This is a genomic window from Flavobacterium tibetense (genome assembly GCF_003293845.1).
GTDB lineage: Bacteria > Bacteroidota > Bacteroidia > Flavobacteriales > Flavobacteriaceae > Flavobacterium > Flavobacterium tibetense.
Genome location: NZ_QLST01000003.1, coordinates 194063 through 209797, shown reverse-complemented (window position 1 = coordinate 209797; position 15735 = coordinate 194063). Strand labels below are relative to the sequence as shown.

18 protein-coding genes are annotated in these 15735 nt (G+C 32.5%); 8 read left to right on the top strand and 10 right to left on the bottom strand.

The annotated features are described in order from the left end of the window. Window positions 1-45: 45 nt before the first annotated feature. Together DPN68_RS03860 and DPN68_RS03855 are read left to right on the top strand one after the other, a co-directional pair. Window positions 46-1125, top strand: coding sequence for a hypothetical protein (locus DPN68_RS03860; protein WP_113988315.1), 1080 nt, complete (start codon window positions 46-48; stop codon window positions 1123-1125). 15 nt (window positions 1126-1140) lie between these two features. Next, window positions 1141-3177, top strand: a complete 2037-nt coding sequence (locus tag DPN68_RS03855; RefSeq protein WP_113988312.1) for an FG-GAP-like repeat-containing protein — start codon at window positions 1141-1143, stop codon at window positions 3175-3177. A gap of 48 nt (window positions 3178-3225) precedes the next feature. Here the strand turns inward: DPN68_RS03855 and DPN68_RS03850 are convergent, their stop codons facing one another. The 4 genes from DPN68_RS03850 to DPN68_RS03835 are packed head-to-tail and all read right to left on the bottom strand — an operon-like array spanning window position 3226 to window position 5812. Further along, on the bottom strand, window positions 3226-4104 hold the full coding sequence (locus DPN68_RS03850) for a DUF5777 family beta-barrel protein (RefSeq protein ID WP_113988310.1): 879 nt from the start codon (window positions 4102-4104) through the stop codon (window positions 3226-3228). Between the two features lie 11 nt (window positions 4105-4115). Further along, window positions 4116-4886, bottom strand: coding sequence for a T9SS type A sorting domain-containing protein (locus DPN68_RS03845; protein ID WP_113988308.1), 771 nt, complete (start codon window positions 4884-4886; stop codon window positions 4116-4118). A gap of 6 nt (window positions 4887-4892) precedes the next feature. Then, window positions 4893-5405: an ankyrin repeat domain-containing protein gene (locus tag DPN68_RS03840; RefSeq protein ID WP_113988306.1), complete on the bottom strand. Its 513-nt coding sequence runs from the start codon at window positions 5403-5405 to the stop codon at window positions 4893-4895. A gap of 2 nt (window positions 5406-5407) precedes the next feature. Continuing rightward, window positions 5408-5812, bottom strand: coding sequence for a hypothetical protein (locus DPN68_RS03835; protein ID WP_113988303.1), 405 nt, complete (start codon window positions 5810-5812; stop codon window positions 5408-5410). Between DPN68_RS03835 and DPN68_RS03830 the strand changes: the two genes are divergently transcribed. Continuing rightward, the gene (locus tag DPN68_RS03830) at window positions 5811-6185 is read left to right on the top strand and encodes a cytochrome c (RefSeq protein WP_113988301.1); all 375 of its coding nucleotides are present in this window, start codon (window positions 5811-5813) and stop codon (window positions 6183-6185) included. The genes DPN68_RS03835 and DPN68_RS03830 overlap by 2 nt on opposite strands. 10 nt (window positions 6186-6195) lie before the next feature. After that, the gene (locus tag DPN68_RS03825) at window positions 6196-6735 is read left to right on the top strand and encodes a YceI family protein (RefSeq protein WP_113988299.1); all 540 of its coding nucleotides are present in this window, start codon (window positions 6196-6198) and stop codon (window positions 6733-6735) included. Between the two features lie 57 nt (window positions 6736-6792). Here DPN68_RS03825 and carB read toward each other — a convergent pair whose 3' ends face one another. Both carB and rpmH read right to left on the bottom strand, forming a co-directional pair. Continuing rightward, entirely contained in the window at window positions 6793-9648 is a 2856-nt protein-coding gene (carB, locus tag DPN68_RS03820) for a carbamoyl-phosphate synthase large subunit (RefSeq protein WP_113988297.1), read from the bottom strand. A 201-nt stretch (window positions 9649-9849) separates the two neighbouring features. Then, the gene (gene rpmH / locus DPN68_RS03815) at window positions 9850-10011 is read right to left on the bottom strand and encodes a 50S ribosomal protein L34 (RefSeq protein WP_007136275.1); all 162 of its coding nucleotides are present in this window, start codon (window positions 10009-10011) and stop codon (window positions 9850-9852) included. Between the two features lie 176 nt (window positions 10012-10187). On the opposite strand from rpmH, the gene DPN68_RS03810 reads away from it, so the two are divergent. Together DPN68_RS03810 and DPN68_RS03805 are read left to right on the top strand one after the other, a co-directional pair. After that, window positions 10188-10703: a DUF2892 domain-containing protein gene (locus tag DPN68_RS03810; RefSeq protein WP_113988295.1), complete on the top strand. Its 516-nt coding sequence runs from the start codon at window positions 10188-10190 to the stop codon at window positions 10701-10703. Window positions 10704-10762: 59 nt separating this feature from the next. After that, entirely contained in the window at window positions 10763-11185 is a 423-nt protein-coding gene (locus DPN68_RS03805; RefSeq protein ID WP_113988292.1) for a hypothetical protein, read from the top strand. Window positions 11186-11253: 68 nt separating this feature from the next. Here DPN68_RS03805 and DPN68_RS03800 read toward each other — a convergent pair whose 3' ends face one another. Genes DPN68_RS03800 through DPN68_RS03790 form a run of 3 tightly spaced genes read right to left on the bottom strand, consistent with a single transcriptional unit; the run spans window position 11254 to window position 13184 of the window. Further along, entirely contained in the window at window positions 11254-11622 is a 369-nt protein-coding gene (locus tag DPN68_RS03800; protein ID WP_113988355.1) for a sulfite exporter TauE/SafE family protein, read from the bottom strand. Window positions 11623-11634: 12 nt separating this feature from the next. Then, window positions 11635-12519, bottom strand: a complete 885-nt coding sequence (locus tag DPN68_RS03795; protein WP_113988290.1) for a lytic transglycosylase domain-containing protein — start codon at window positions 12517-12519, stop codon at window positions 11635-11637. A gap of 5 nt (window positions 12520-12524) precedes the next feature. After that, on the bottom strand, window positions 12525-13184 hold the full coding sequence (locus DPN68_RS03790; RefSeq protein ID WP_113988289.1) for an alpha/beta hydrolase family protein: 660 nt from the start codon (window positions 13182-13184) through the stop codon (window positions 12525-12527). Window positions 13185-13426: 242 nt separating this feature from the next. On the opposite strand from DPN68_RS03790, the gene DPN68_RS03785 reads away from it, so the two are divergent. Both DPN68_RS03785 and DPN68_RS03780 read left to right on the top strand, forming a co-directional pair. Continuing rightward, window positions 13427-13708 carry an N-acetyltransferase gene (locus DPN68_RS03785; RefSeq protein WP_113988287.1) on the top strand — a complete coding sequence of 94 codons (282 nt, stop codon included), beginning with the start codon at window positions 13427-13429 and terminating at the stop codon, window positions 13706-13708. 2 nt (window positions 13709-13710) lie between these two features. Continuing rightward, window positions 13711-14337: a class I SAM-dependent methyltransferase gene (locus DPN68_RS03780; RefSeq protein ID WP_113988285.1), complete on the top strand. Its 627-nt coding sequence runs from the start codon at window positions 13711-13713 to the stop codon at window positions 14335-14337. Here the strand turns inward: DPN68_RS03780 and mtaB are convergent, their stop codons facing one another. Further along, window positions 14338-15666 (bottom strand): tRNA (N(6)-L-threonylcarbamoyladenosine(37)-C(2))-methylthiotransferase MtaB, encoded by a 1329-nt coding sequence (gene mtaB, locus DPN68_RS03775; protein WP_113988354.1) that lies wholly within the window; start codon window positions 15664-15666, stop codon window positions 14338-14340. Window positions 15667-15735 lie beyond the last annotated feature (69 nt).

Genomic DNA, 15735 nt, shown 5'->3' with positions numbered 1-15735 from the left:
TATAATATTAAAAAATTGTTATATTTGGTTTAAACAAAAACAAACATGACAAAAAACTACCTACTAATTCTTTTACTCTTATTATCATCTATCACTTACTTATCCTGTTCGGAGGATGGAGATGATACTTACGAAAACATTACTACAGTTCAAGTTGACTTAACTCAAGTTCCTTACGAGAAATTATCGGATTACAATTTCTTTGATGGAGATTTAAAAAATCAAACACCAGCATTAGGTGTTCTTCCCTATTCACCTATTAGTAGTTTATTTACAGATTACGCTTCAAAAAATCGATTTGTTTGGATGCCAAAAAACACGAAAGCAACGTACAACGGAGCAGGAGAAATTTTGGAATTACCTATTGGGTCAGCCATTATTAAAACTTTTTATTATGACAATGTACAACCCAATAACACAACCAAAATTATTGAAACCCGTATCATGATAAAAAAAGCAACTGGTTGGATTTTTGCTGAATACGTTTGGAATGATGAACAAACCGATGCTTTTTTAGATATGAATGGAAGCACAACCACTTTAGATTGGATTAAAAACGGCGAACCAATTTCAATTAATTACAGAATTCCTTCAGAAGCTGAGTGTTTCATTTGTCATAAAGAAAACAATGTGGCTGTTCCTATTGGGATAAAACCTCAAAGTTTAAACGCTACTTATACCTATGCTACTGGTAGTATGAACCAACTTCAGAAATGGATTAATGTGGGTTATCTTGAAAATAATTTACCTTCCAATATTACCTCAGTAGTAGATTATTCAGATACTAGTCAAAATCTAGAACTTAGAGTTCGTTCCTATTTGGATATCAATTGTGCACACTGTCATAAAGAAGGAAGCCACTGTGATTACAGACCTATTCGTTTGGCTTTTGACGAAACAACGACACCATCTAATCTAGGAATTTGCATTGCTCCTGAAGAGAACATAAACAGTGCATTAACCAACATTATAACCCCAAACAACTTTAATCGTTCTGTAATGCATTTTAGAATTAACACCACTGATGAAGCTACAAGAATGCCTCTTATTGGTAGAAATTTAATTCATACAGAAGGTGTTCAATTAATTGAAGACTGGATTAATACTTTAACTCCTTGCAACTAACCTAAATCAAAAAATATGAAAATTAAAAAAACTACCTATTTACTAATATTGGGGATTTTATTTTCCCAATTTAGTTTCGGTCAAGATACGTGCGCAGGCGCTTTAAACATAACTACTGGATTACACGTTGTAACATCAGTAAACGGTACAGATGTTCCAACACCAATATGTGCTGGAAATGGTGCAATTACTCATGGAAGTCCAGCTGGTGAATGGTATATTTACACTCCTACTCAAAATTACAATTTAACTATAACTACTGACATTGCTCAAAATACACCAAGAATTGATACTAGATTTCATGTATATACAGGGAATTGCGGTGCTTTAGTTTGTTATGAAGGGGATGATGATTCTGGAGCAAATTTCTCATCAGTCAAAACGTTTCCTGTAATTGGTGGAACAACCTATTACATTGCTTTTGACAATCGTTGGAGTTCAGCAGGATTCACTTTTCAACTTATTGAGTCGGCCTATGTTCCACCTATTAGCAACCCAGTAACATTTAGCCCTCAAACCATTGGAACGATTTCGGGTTCATACCAAATTTGTGTAGTAGATTTAAACGGTGATTATTTAGACGATATTGTTACTGTTTCAAACACTAATGTTCAGGTGCATTACCAACAATCAGGTGGTGGGTTTACTTTAAGTAATATACCAACAACAGCTGCTACTTTTCTTCCAACTTGGAGTATGGCAGTTGCTGATTATGATAAAAACGGATTTAACGATTTAGTTTATGGTGGAGGATCTGGTGTGACCTTTATGAAAGCCAACGCAACAGGAACAGGATTTACACAAACATCTGGTTCACAATATGTATTTTCACAGAGAACCAATTTTGTAGATATTAATAATGACGGACATTTAGATGCATTTGTTTGTCATGATGTACAGCCAAATGTTTATTACTTAAATGACGGAAATGGAAACTTAAACTTTATTCAAGGAGGAATTGGAGACCATGCTGAAGGTGGTAATTACGGATCAATATGGGTTGATTATGACAATGATGGTGATCAAGACTTATTTTTAGCAAAATGTCGCGGAGGAAGTTCTACTGCAAAATTTAATGAATTACATAGAAATAACGGCGATGGAACATTTACAAATGTTTCAGTTCAAGCAAACTTGTATGATCCTTTACAAACTTGGTCTTCGGCTTGGAATGATTATGATAATGATGGATTTATGGATATTGTAGTAGGCGCAAGTTCTACTTCCGATGGCTCTCATAAGGTAATGAAAAATAACGGAGATGGCACATTCAGTAATGTAACTGTTGGTAGTGGCTGGGATACTAACCCAACATTAAGTACAGAGCATGTTAGTTATGACTTTGATAATGATGGATTTGTTGATGTTTTAGGAGGAAATGGAAAAATCATGTTTAACAATGGGAATTTTACATTTTCACCTGTTACTTATGCTTTTACAAGTGGTGCAATTGGAGATTTAAATAACGATGGATTTTTAGATATCCAAAACGGAAACACTATATATTATAATAGTGGTAATAGTAATAATTGGATTAAAATCAACTTGCAAGGAATTCAGAGTAACAGTAATGGCATTGGAGCTAGAGTAGAAATATATGGTAGTTGGGGTAAACAAATTAGAGATGTAAGAAGTGGAGAAGGTTTTAGATTTATGAACACACTAAACGTTCACTTTGGTATTGGTACAGCTACTTCAATTGATGAAATTCACATTTTATGGCCTTCAGGAATTGTTGATGTTATTGAAAACCCAAATATTAATCAAGCGCTTGTTGTTATTGAAGGCTCTTCACCTTTAAGTTTGGCCGATGTTAATGGAAATAAAATTACAATTTATCCTAATCCAACAACAAACTTTTTAAATATTACAAATTTAGATTTATTAAGTGTTAAGAATATTACAATTTACAACCATCTTGGACAACGATTAATGCAAAGTAGTTCTTCACAAAATCAAATTGACGTTTCCAATTTATCTGAAGGATTATATATACTAACCATAGAAACTACTGATAACAAAAAATATTCAGAAAGTTTTATAAAAAAATAAAAGCAAAAGCCTGAAATTTTATTTCAGGCTTTTTTATAACTAAATTTTCTAAAAAACTCTAACAAGATTAAATCCAAATCCAAACTCCCCTTTTCCCCAATCGCCAGTAGTTTGTCCTAAATATCCAGCCTCATGCATTGCATTTGAATTGGTAAAATGCATTTGAAAAACATGACCGCCAGTTTCTAAATCAAAACCAATAGACAACGGATTTTTATAAATGGATTCTTTAGTTCTATTCAAATGTGCAACATAATCAATATTTAAAGACCAACGATTAGTTAATTTATAGCGACCTCCCATTCCTATTGCAAATTGACTATTGTCTTGTGGATTTGGCATTATTACTTGGTTGTTTTCATCTAAAATATCACGTAAAGTATTTTCATGAAAATAAGTCGGTGCAATTTCAAATGACAACTTATCGCTTATCTTTCTTGAAATCAAAATTTGTGTCACATAGCTTAAACGATTTTCAAAAGTTAATTCTGGAAAATCTTTTTCTTTAAGCTCAGTGTTAATAGCTAAACTGTTAAATCCAACAATTGTTACTGGAAATCCTTCATTCCTTTGAGCTACTAAGCGATATTTAAGTGCCAAATCATACGTTTCCTGAAAACCACTTCTTGAAGCGTGAACAGTTAACCATTCGTTAATACCATATAGAAATTTTAATTGTGTATTTGCATTATCTAATCCAAAAAAATCATCGAAGCCATTATTGACAAAGCCAAATCGGTGCGCTACAATAAAGTAAAAATCTCCTTTTGAAGCTAGTTTTGTAGACTCTAGATTTACAATTTTTAATGATTTAAATGCGGATTCAACTATTGTATTTGTCTCATTAGTGCCAATTTCATCCAATAAATCTTCTTGTGCCACACCATAAAACGGAAGCAATAACAAGGATAGTATAATATTTTTCATGTATTCTAATTTTAATTGATTAGTAAAGTCTGATTCAATACTTGGCCATTTGACGTTATATTTACTTGATAAAAACCTTTTGCCAAATCATCAACTGGAACAGCTAATACGTTTTGATCGTAAATCAAATGTTTTACCTTTTTTCCAAGCATATCGAAAATTTGGATTTCAGCAAGCTGCAGGATTTCTGGCAATTCAATATAGACCATTGAACTAGCAGGATTTGGAAACATTTTCACGTTTGAAGTTGCAAAATCATTACTCCCTAAGGCAAAGTTAACAGCAGTTACTCCTCGGTTTGCTCCTCCATGATAAACTAATGAGTAATTATTAGTATTCGCTCTAGCCCAAATAATATTTAAAGTTGATGGAATGGATGGGAAAATAAAATCATTTGTATCACCCGTATTCAATGCTCTTGTAGCGGTTATGGTTCTAACATTTCCAGAAACAGTATTTGAATTTATTGTCCAATTTTGAACCGCTTCAGCAGTTGGAGCGCCAAAACCAGGCAAAAACCTATCAAAAGAGGTTAATGTTGCACCTGTGTGAACTAAAACAACATCTGTTCCTGCAGTCATTGATGTTGCTCCAAAACCTACAGAAAACCAGCGATCAGCTGGACCAGTTAAAGTCATGTTTACTTGTGAACCAATGTCTAATCGTAATGTCATAGCGAGTCCAGTGGTGTTACTCAATGTAATCGTTCCTGTTGAATAGGTTTGTCCAATTACTGCACTTGTTACTAAAAACAACAAGCTCAAAAAAGTAATTTTCTTCATAGTTTTTTATTTTAGAATTTGAATAAGTTCGTTGTCATTAAATTGTTTTGCATAATCCAAAGCCGAAAAATTTCTTGCGTCTTTTATGGTTGCATCTGCATTATGTTTGACCAAGAGCAACATTATCTCTTTGTTTTTAAATAACGTTGCATAAACCAAAGCTGTTGACTGATTCGCGTCTTTTAAATTTGGATTAGCGCCATTTTCTAAGAGTATTTTAGTAATCTCATAATTTCCTTTTACAACTGCTGCCATTAGCGCTGTTCCCATTTCTATAGCTGTATCAATTTTAGCCCCTTTATCTATTAATTCAAAAGCAACAGCTTGATTATTATAATAACTTGCCAATATTAATGGTGTACTTCCTCTTTTATCTACGGAATTTATAGCACTTGGGTTTTCTTCTAATAAAACTTTTAATTCATCAACAGTTCCGTTTTTAGCAATCTGAAAAATATCCGTTTGGGAAAAACCTTGCATACAGAAAAAATATAAAATCAACAATACACTATTTTTCATTACTAGTTCTTTTTAGTTATTAATATACATTGATCCAACTGAAATTCTTCTAATAATTCATCATAACCCACAAACCTTCCTTTTACATAAACATTTTCTAAAGTTGATTCCGCTATATTTTGAATGGTATCAAATCTTACTGAAATTTTATTGTCAATCATTCCTGATTTATTTTCAAAATCCAATTCTATTTCCTTTGCGTATATAGAAATAGTTTGATTGGTAAATGTTTCAGAAAATGTAGAATCACTATCAAATGCATGAATAAATTGCTCAGAAGTTAATTCTTTGAAAACTTTTTCTTCAGCAATATTGCGATGTGGTTGATAAATAAACTGCCTAACAAGCACAAAACCAATTAAAAAAAATAAAGCTGTACTAATTAAAATAATACCTTTTTTACTCATGAGAAAATATTTATTAAGTTTAAAAATTCCAATGTTAATCTTAGGAACTACCCTTTTTCTAAGTTGTACAACCGACAGTATCTCAGATTTAACCGTTATTGAAACCATTGATGAAGTTTCTTATCAGAGAGATGTAAAACCCTTAATTGGTTCAAAATGTAATAACTGTCACGGAAATCCCCCCACTTTTGGTGCACCAACTTCATACACTACATACGAAAATGTACGCAATGCGGTTTTAAATCAAGGTTTAATTGACAGAATTACACGACCAGAAAACACTTCAGGTGCAATGCCTTTGGGTGGTCCTAGATTATCACAAAATGAAATTAACATCATAATACAATGGAGCGAAGAAGGTTTTGCTCAATAAAAAACACACTATGAAAAAATATATCACCCTATTATTAATAAGTATTTCGATACTTAGTAAAGCTCAAGATAAGATGCTCACTAAAAATGGAATAGTAACATTTGAGGCTTCTGTACCAAGTTTCGAAGAAATTAAAGCTAAATCTAATATAGCATCATGTATTGTAAATACCAATACTGGAGAGATAGCCGCATTGGTATTAGTTAAAAGTTTCCGATTCAAAATTGCTTTAATGGAAGAGCACTTCAACGAAAACTATATTGAAAGTGACAAATATCCAAAAGCTACTTTCAAAGGAAAAATCGAAGGATTTAATTATTCCAAAATAACAACAGAAGCTAAAGATTTTAAAATAAATGGAAAGCTAGAACTTCACGGGAAAAGTAAAGACATCACAATAATTGCTAAAATTAAAAGAGGAAAAGATGGATTAGAAATACTATCAAACTTTTCAGTCAACTCAGATGATTTTGACATCAAAATCCCTAGTGTTGTAAGTAAAAAAGTTTCTAAAAAAGTAAATATTGAACTTGATTTTATATTAAAATAAATTCCTTCTTACTAAATAAAAAAGCCGCCTAGATATTTTCTGGCGGCTTTTACTATTTTATTTGCTCAAATACATTTTTCTTCTCGAATACAATTCGTAGAATTGATCGTCTCTTAAGTCATCAATAAATAAGATACTTTCCCCAGTAGATTTCATTTCTGGACCTAATGCTTTGTTTACATTCGGGAATTTATTAAATGAGAAAACCGGTTGTTTAATCGCATACCCATTTAACTTTGGATTGAAAGTAAAATCAGTAACTTTATTATGACCTAACATGACTTTGGTAGCATAATTTACATACGGCTCACCATATGCTTTTGCAATGAAAGGCACCGTTCTAGAAGCTCTTGGATTGGCTTCAATAATATAAACGATATCATCTTTTATGGCAAATTGAATGTTGATTAAACCAACTGTTTTCAGTGCTCTTGCAATTTTTTTGGTATGTCCTTTAATTTGGTTCATTACAAACTCACCTAAATTAAATGGTGGCAAAGTAGCGTTACTATCACCCGAATGTACACCACAAGGCTCGATATGCTCCATAATTCCAATGATATACACGTTTCCATCCGCATCACAAATCGCATCGGCTTCAGCTTCTATTGCGCCATCCAAATAATGGTCTAATAACAATTTATTTCCTGGAATCGATTTTAATAAATCTATTACGTGTTCTTCTAATTCTTGTTTGTTGATGACAATTTTCATGCCTTGACCGCCCAATACATAAGAAGGACGAACCAAAAGTGGAAAATCTAACGAATCGGCTAAAACTGAAGCTTCTTCAGCACTTTCTGCAATTCCAAATTTTGGAAAAGGAATTCCTAGTTCGGTTAACAAATTAGAAAAACGCCCTCTATCTTCTGCTAAATCTAAAGCGTCAAAGCTAGTTCCAAGGATTTTTACTCCGTATTTTGATAATTTTTCTGCTAATTTTAATGCGGTTTGTCCACCTAATTGCACAATTACACCTTCAGGTTTTTCGTGTTGGATGATATCATAAATGTGTTCCCAAAAAACAGGCTCAAAATACAGTTTATCAGCCGTATCAAAATCGGTAGAAACCGTTTCTGGATTACAGTTAATCATGATAGTTTCATAACCGCATTCTTTTGCTGCCAAAACGCCGTGAACACAAGAATAATCAAATTCAATTCCTTGTCCAATTCTATTTGGTCCAGAACCTAAAACGATGACTTTCTTTTTATCGGTAACGATACTTTCGTTGTGAACGTATTTGGTTCCATCTGCTTTTTCAATTTCAGCTTCAAAAGTAGAGTAGAAATAAGGTGTTACTGCTTTAAATTCAGCGGCACAAGTATCTACCAATTTATACACGCGTTTGATGCCTTGCTCATCACGCAATTTATACACTTGACTTTCCAAACAGCCCATCATGTGCGCAATTTGACGGTCGCCATAGCCTTTTTGTTTCGCTTCCAAAAGCAATTCTCTTGGTAATGTATCAACAGTGAATTTCGAAATTTCTCTTTCTAGATGAAATAATTCTTCGTATTGCTTCAAGAACCACATGTCAATTTTAGTAATTTCATGGATTCTACTCAACGGAATTCCCATCGCAATAGCATCATAAATCACGAAAACTCTGTCCCAACTAGCGAAAGTTAACTTTTCAATAATTTGTTCGTAGTTTTTGTATCCTTTTCCGTCAGCACCTAAACCATTTCTCTTAATTTCCAAAGATTGTGTGGCTTTGTGTAATGCTTCTTGGAACGAACGTCCAATTCCCATTACTTCACCAACCGATTTCATTTGAAGTCCTAATGTTCTATCAGCACCTTCAAATTTATCGAAGTTCCATCTTGGTATTTTTACAATTACGTAGTCTAATGTTGGCTCAAATAAAGCCGAAGTAGATTTGGTAATTTGATTTTGTAATTCATCTAAGTTGTAGCCTAATGCTAATTTTGAAGCAATTTTAGCAATTGGATAACCCGTAGCTTTTGATGCCAATGCAGAAGAACGTGAAACACGCGGATTAATTTCAATCGCAACAATATCTTCTTTTTCATCTGGTGAAACCGCAAATTGTACGTTACAACCACCAGCAAAATTTCCGATAGAACGCATCATTAAAATCGCCATATCACGCATTCTTTGGTAGGTAGTATCAGACAAAGTCATGGCTGGTGCAACCGTAATACTATCTCCAGTATGGATTCCCATTGGATCCATATTTTCAATCGTACAAATGATTACAACGTTATCATTATTGTCACGTAAAAGCTCTAATTCGTATTCTTTCCAACCCAATAACGCTTTATCAATAATTACCTCGTGAATAGGTGAAGCCTCTAAACCTCTAGTTAACAATTCGTCGAAATCTTCTTTTCTATGCACAAAAGCAGCTCCAGCACCACCTAAAGTAAATGAAGCACGAATTACCAATGGAAAACCAAATTCTTGCGCAATTTCTTTTCCTTTTAAGAATGAATTCGCAATTCTTGAAGGGGCTTGACTTATTCCAATAGAGTCTAATAAAGTCTTAAACTTGTCTCTATCTTCTGTAATATTGATAGCATTGATATCTACACCAATTAATCGCACACCAAATTCTTCCCAAATTCCTTTTTCATCAGCTTCGATACAAAGGTTTAATGCGGTTTGTCCGCCCATTGTTGGCAAAACAGCATCAATTTGTGGATGTGCTTTTAAGATTTCAATGATTGATTTTGTAGTTAATGGCTTTAAGTAAATGTGATCAGCCATTGAAGGATCGGTCATAATGGTTGCTGGATTGGAGTTAATTAAAATAACTTCAATTCCTTCTTCTCTTAACGAACGAGCCGATTGAGAACCTGCGTAATCAAATTCGCAAGCTTGTCCAATTACGATTGGTCCTGACCCAATGATTAATACCGATTTGATAGTTGTGTCTTTTGGCATTGTGTTGTTGTTTTGTAGTTGTTTTAGCAGAAATAATTATTGAATTATCGCTACATTTTTATTTTTAATGACGTTAAATTTAAAGAGAATTCTAAAAGTAACCGATTGAATTTCAGAAATCTTATTAAATTTTATAAACAAGTTTAAAAAAAAGCCGCTACTAATAAAAGTAACGGCTTAATATTGTTTACGCTATAAACATTATTTTTTGTGTCTTGGTTCGCAAGAAACAGTCAATTTATGTCTTCCTTTAGCTCTTCTACGAGCAAGCACTTTTCTTCCATTAGCAGAAGCCATTCTATCCATGAAACCGTGCTTATTTCTTCTTTTTCTCTTTGATGGTTGAAACGTTCTCTTACTCATTGCTAGTATTTTTTAAAATCTATAAATAAAAATCTTTTTTTTAAACTCATTAGGTTATAAGGTCTCCCGAAAACCGAGTGCAAATATACAAAGACTTTTTTCATTCGCAAGTACTTTTTTAAAAATATTTTTAATTGATTTTGTTACCTTTGCAACATCTAAAAAACAAACCTATTATGTTTCACAAAAATATTAAATTAGTAATTGCCGCTTTAATTATAGCGTTTGGAATTTATCAATTCACAGAAAGCAACATTGGGAATGGAATCTTTTTATTGTTATTTTCTACTATATTCATTTTCTTATATTTCAAAAACGAATTTATTTTGTTAGCTTTCCTTAAACTAAGAAAGCAAGATTTTCCTGGTGCTCAAAAATGGTTGGCTTATATTAAAAATCCGGAAACGGCATTAATAAGAAAGCAACAAGGCTATTTCAATTATTTAAACGGATTAATGGTTTCTCAAACCAATTTAACACAAGCTGAAAAATATTTCAAGAAAGCCATTGAATTAGGTTTATCTATGGATCAAGATTTGGCATTAGCAAAACTACAACTAGCTGGAATTGCTATGACAAAAAGAAGAAAAATGGAAGCTACCAATTTGTTGAACGAAGCTAAAAAATTAGACAAACACAACATGTTGAAAGACCAAATCAAGATGATGAAGGAACAAATGAAGAAGTTGTAAATTTATTTAAGGACGAGATAAGGGTTTAAAACACCAGAAGTGAATTTAAGAAGACAATTATGAAATATGCAATTTATTTATTTTTGATAATCTTTTTTTCTTCATGTGAAAGAAAAGAGATAGTAAAAAATTCTCCTGAAGATATTGAAACTGCAGAAAATTTTGTAAAAGATTTATATGAAAAAGTATCAAACGGTGATACAACAAGTGTCTTTTTAAAATTGGACAATTCTATCAATAATAGAGAGTTTAAAGATTTGTTCAATGCAAATTTAAAAAAGTCTGGATTATTAAATAAGTTAGATATTAACAGAGTGGAAACTGAGAGAGTTATTATAAATAAGGCAAATGAAACAATAATCTATAAAATTGAATTAACTGTTTACTATCAAAATTTAGTGAATATTGAAACCCTAGGCTTAATTAAACAAGACTCGGAATCAGCTAAGATATTTTCTTATTATTTTAAACCGGTCAATTAATATCCAATTCAATGTTGTCTAGCCTTTCGTCCTAAAAAGCTAAAAATAATTAGAAAATAGTGCTTTTTTTATTTCCCAAAGAGCATTTTTCCCGCAATCAACAATAAAATAACACCAAAAATTCTCTTTAACATTTTTTGATCTAGTCCAATGGCTATTTTGCTGCCAATAAATCCGCCAACAACAAAACATACAGCAATTACCAAAGCAAATCGCCAATCCAAATGACCTTCTTTGTAATACGTAAACGCAGCTATCGCCGTAACTGGAACCGCTAAAACAGCCAAACTAGTTCCTTGCGCTTGAAATTGGTTAAAACCTAATAAATAAACCAAAAGCGGCACCATAATAATACCACCACCAACACCAACTAATCCACTTAATATTCCGGCTAATAATCCAATTAAAATTAGAGATACAATTACTTGTGTTGTCATTGGTTTCATGAGTTAAGGTTTTGAATAACCTGAAATGGGAATTTCAAGTTCGTATTTTTTACCCGTTTTATTAATAAGTTTTTTATCGCGCAACCACGGATTGTGGATTTTTAAAACTTTATAATTAATTCCTTGCGATTTAGCAAAAGTAGCCAAATTATTTATAGTAGAATCTACTTCAATTTTCTTTACTGGAATAGGTTGGTACAAAACTTCTTTTGGCATATCAAAACCATATTTACTTGGATTTTGCATGATTTCTTTCAAAGCTAAAATTCGGAAAACATATCTTGAAGTTTCTTCGGTTAACAATAAATCATAAAAATCAGCAACTTCTTGCTCTTGTAAACGTTTTGAAATTCCTGCCATTCCACCATTGTAAGAAGCAGCTGCTAATGTCCAATTACCGAATTTATTTTTAGCTTCCAATAAATATTTACAAGCAGCAACAGTAGATTTTTCAAGGTGATATCTTTCATCAACCTGATCGGTTACTTCCATTCCTTTTTCTTTTGCCGTTTCAGGCATAAATTGCCAAACGCCTCGTGCACCCGCTGGAGAAACTGCATTTACTAAACTACTTTCAATAACTGCTAAATATTTAAAATCATCTGGCACTCCGTATTGTTTTAAAATCGGTTCAATTACTGGAAATACTTTATTGGCACGTTTTAAAACTAAAGTAGTATTGGTATGGTAATTTAAATTGGTAATCATTTCCCTATCCAAACGCTCTTGCACATCATTAATATAATAGGGAACTGCTTCTCCAGCAAAGTTCATTTGCTTAGGATACAATACGTGAATACTTTCTTTCTTTGGGGAAGTTGTTGAAAAAACAAAAACACCACTTACTAAAATGACTCCTAACAACACAGCAATCTTTTTCATTTTCATTGGTTTTAATTGGTTATTATTGTGGGCAAATTTTCATTGAACCACTTAAATTTATTGATTATCATAATGTGTGTTCCACCTTTAATTACGATACAATTTTTGATTTTATCGATTGGAAAAACACCATCTTTATCGCCATGAATATGAACAACCTTTTCATCAGGCTTGGTTCTCGACCATGAAATTACATTTTCTATTGACCAATCCAAATAGCTTTTTTCACGCAGACTTAAATATTTTTCATACAATTTGATTCGCTTAGCTACTATATTCTCTCCAAAAGCATAACGAACCAAAGTTTCAATGTTGGCTAACAAACTTGTAGGTATCAATTTATATGCCAATGTTTTCTTAGCCAAAAGCATACGCGCTGGAAATTCCTTGTTAGATTTCACACTAGAAATTATAATGGTTTTCCGAGTTGGAATCAAAGTACTCATTTCTTGTACCAAAATTCCACCAAACGAAACGCCAATTAAAACTGGATTTTCATGTTTGATTTGTTTTGTCATTCGCAATGCATATTGCTGCAAAGTTTCTTTATTTTCTGGAAGAAACCATTCCAATAACACCATTTCAAATTGATCTTCCGGTAAAGTAATATATTCAAAAATAGTACTACTTGCTGCCAAACCAGGCATGAAATAAACAGGAATTTTAGCCATTGACACCACTTTTATTTTCTATTTTCTAAAGGTCTTTAATTCTTTATTGATTTCAAAGAAATTAACCATTTTTTTGAAAAGATTTAACGTCTCAATAAGTAATGGTTTCAGCAACAAAACATTACAAAAGGATTGTATAAAAACTCAAAAATCACTATCTTTGTAGAATAGTACTGCTTTTAACAGTAAAACTAAGGATTGAGAAATTTACTTTTTAAAACCTTGTGATAAAATTAAAAATTATGGAAATTAAAGACAATGAATTGCTTCGCCAATTTGAAATTCAAACTACAACGGGTTTAGTAGCTATTGAATACGCTATACAAGAACGAAAATTGTTTTTAACCAAGTTTTGTAGTAACGAAAATCAAGACGAAGAATTACATTCCGAATTCATTTTCAATGTTTTAAAAATAGCCGAAGAAAGAAAACTGAAGGTAGTCCCAACTCATGTTAAATTCATCAGTTTCTTTAGAAAAAACAGAAAATTTCAACAAATGTTGCCTCCGGGAATTAAAATCTAGTCATGTTATGCCCTCTTTGTTCTGAAAACGCTGAACACTTTTATACCAAAAAAAATAGAAAATATTTTTACTGTTCTACTTGTGCTTCTATTTTTTTAGATCCAACCAATTATGTAGATGCTACAACCGAAAAACAGGTTTACGAAACTCACGTAAATAATCCTGATGACAGCAGATACCAAAATTTTGTTTCTCCAATTGTTAATGGCGTTTTAGAAAATTTTACTACTTCAGACAAAGGTTTGGATTACGGTTCTGGAACCAACTCAGCAATCATTAAAATGTTAAAAGATAAATCTTTCAATGTCGTTGAGTTTGACCCTTATTTTTCCAATAATCCAAAAGTTTTAAAAGACAAATACAATTACATCACTTGTTGCGAAGTAATGGAACATTTTTACTTTCCAAAAAAAGAATTTGAAAAGCTCTACCAATTGTTACTTCCAAAAGGAAAATTGTTTTGCAAAACAGATTTGTTTTCGGAAGATAAAAATTTTGACACTTGGTACTACAAAGAAGATCCAACACATGTTTTTTTATACACACCAAGAACAATAGAATGGATTGCTAAAAACATAGGTTTCAGCAATTTTTACATTGATGGTCGATTAATTGTTTTTGAAAAGTAATTAGACTTCTACATTCAAAAATTCCATTCGCACGCTTCCGTCTTCGTCAATTTTGGTTAGATTAATTTCGTGTAAGGTATTCACTAATTCAGGATTCCAAGGCGTTTTAACTTTTACATAATTTTCTGTAAATCCGTGAATATAGCCTTCTTTATTTTCGCCTTCAAATAAAACGGTTCTGTTGGTTCCAATCTGGCTTTCATAAAACGCTCTTCTTTTCTTTACGGAAAGTCCGCGCAACATTTTACTTCTTTTCGAACGCACATTCATTGGCACTACTCCATCCATTGCTGCGGCTTCCGTATTATCTCTTTCCGAATAGGTGAAAACGTGCAAATACGAAATATCCAAATCATTCAAAAAATGATAGGTTTCTAAGAAATGTTCATCTGTTTCACCTGGAAATCCAACAATTACATCTACTCCAATACAAGCATGAGGCATTACTTCGCGAATTTTACCAACACGTTCTGTATACAATTCGCGCATATAACGACGCTTCATTTTCTTCAAGATATCGTTAGAACCTGACTGCAATGGAATATGAAAATGCGGCACAAACGTGCGACTTTGGGACACAAATTCTATGGTTTCGTTCTTTAATAAATTAGGTTCGATGGAAGAAATTCGTAAACGCTCGATACCTTCCACTTCATCTAATGCTTTTACTAAATCTAAAAAAGTATGTTCGTGTTTTTTATTTCCGAATTCTCCTTTTCCGTAATCTCCAATATTTACACCTGTTAAAACAATTTCTTTGATGCCTTGTTGGGAAATTTCAGAAGCATTTTTCAATACATTTTCCAGAGCATCACTACGAGAAATTCCTCTTGCCAATGGAATGGTACAATACGTACATTTATAATCACAACCATCTTGCACTTTTAAGAAAGCACGAGTTCTGTCGCCAATAGAATAACTTCCCACGTAAAAATCCGCTTCTTCAATTTCGCAAGAATGTATTTCGCCCATGTCGTTTTTCGACAAGTCGTTGATGTAATCTGTAATTTTGAATTTCTCGGTTGCTCCTAAAACCAAATCTACTCCATCAACTGCGGCTAATTCTTCTGGTTTTAATTGGGCATAACAACCTACGGCAGCAACAAACGCTTTATCGTTCAACTTCATTGCTTTTTTGACAATTTGCTTAAATTGTTTGTCCGCATTTTCTGTAACCGAACAGGTATTGATTACATAAATATCTGCAATTTCTTCGAAACCAACACGTTCAAAACCTTCATTTTGAAAATCACGTGCAATAGTAGAAGTTTCTGAGAAGTTCAATTTGCATCCTAAAGTGTAGAATGCGACTTTTTTCTTGTTTTCCATAAGTTCACTCAATTAATGAAATCGTTGTCAAAAAATTGAGAGTGCAAATTTAATATTTTATTTCAATAA

Excerpts from the sequence above, each read along its gene's own strand:
- DPN68_RS03860 (WP_113988315.1), top strand. The coding sequence starts at position 46 with ATGACAAAAAACTACCTACTAATTCTTTTACTCTTATTATCATCTATC.
- DPN68_RS03855 (WP_113988312.1), top strand. The coding sequence starts at position 1,141 with ATGAAAATTAAAAAAACTACCTATTTACTAATATTGGGGATTTTATTT.
- DPN68_RS03850 (WP_113988310.1), bottom strand. The coding sequence starts at position 4,104 with ATGAAAAATATTATACTATCCTTGTTATTGCTTCCGTTTTATGGTGTG.
- DPN68_RS03845 (WP_113988308.1), bottom strand. The coding sequence starts at position 4,886 with ATGAAGAAAATTACTTTTTTGAGCTTGTTGTTTTTAGTAACAAGTGCA.
- DPN68_RS03840 (WP_113988306.1), bottom strand. The coding sequence starts at position 5,405 with ATGAAAAATAGTGTATTGTTGATTTTATATTTTTTCTGTATGCAAGGT.
- DPN68_RS03830 (WP_113988301.1), top strand. The coding sequence starts at position 5,811 with ATGAGAAAATATTTATTAAGTTTAAAAATTCCAATGTTAATCTTAGGA.
- DPN68_RS03835 (WP_113988303.1), bottom strand. The coding sequence starts at position 5,812 with ATGAGTAAAAAAGGTATTATTTTAATTAGTACAGCTTTATTTTTTTTA.
- DPN68_RS03825 (WP_113988299.1), top strand. The coding sequence starts at position 6,196 with ATGAAAAAATATATCACCCTATTATTAATAAGTATTTCGATACTTAGT.
- carB (WP_113988297.1), bottom strand. The coding sequence starts at position 9,648 with ATGCCAAAAGACACAACTATCAAATCGGTATTAATCATTGGGTCAGGA.
- rpmH (WP_007136275.1), bottom strand. The coding sequence starts at position 10,011 with ATGAGTAAGAGAACGTTTCAACCATCAAAGAGAAAAAGAAGAAATAAG.
- DPN68_RS03810 (WP_113988295.1), top strand. The coding sequence starts at position 10,188 with ATGTTTCACAAAAATATTAAATTAGTAATTGCCGCTTTAATTATAGCG.
- DPN68_RS03805 (WP_113988292.1), top strand. The coding sequence starts at position 10,763 with ATGAAATATGCAATTTATTTATTTTTGATAATCTTTTTTTCTTCATGT.
- DPN68_RS03800 (WP_113988355.1), bottom strand. The coding sequence starts at position 11,622 with ATGACAACACAAGTAATTGTATCTCTAATTTTAATTGGATTATTAGCC.
- DPN68_RS03795 (WP_113988290.1), bottom strand. The coding sequence starts at position 12,519 with ATGAAAATGAAAAAGATTGCTGTGTTGTTAGGAGTCATTTTAGTAAGT.
- DPN68_RS03790 (WP_113988289.1), bottom strand. The coding sequence starts at position 13,184 with ATGGCTAAAATTCCTGTTTATTTCATGCCTGGTTTGGCAGCAAGTAGT.
- DPN68_RS03785 (WP_113988287.1), top strand. The coding sequence starts at position 13,427 with ATGGAAATTAAAGACAATGAATTGCTTCGCCAATTTGAAATTCAAACT.
- DPN68_RS03780 (WP_113988285.1), top strand. The coding sequence starts at position 13,711 with ATGTTATGCCCTCTTTGTTCTGAAAACGCTGAACACTTTTATACCAAA.
- mtaB (WP_113988354.1), bottom strand. The coding sequence starts at position 15,666 with ATGGAAAACAAGAAAAAAGTCGCATTCTACACTTTAGGATGCAAATTG.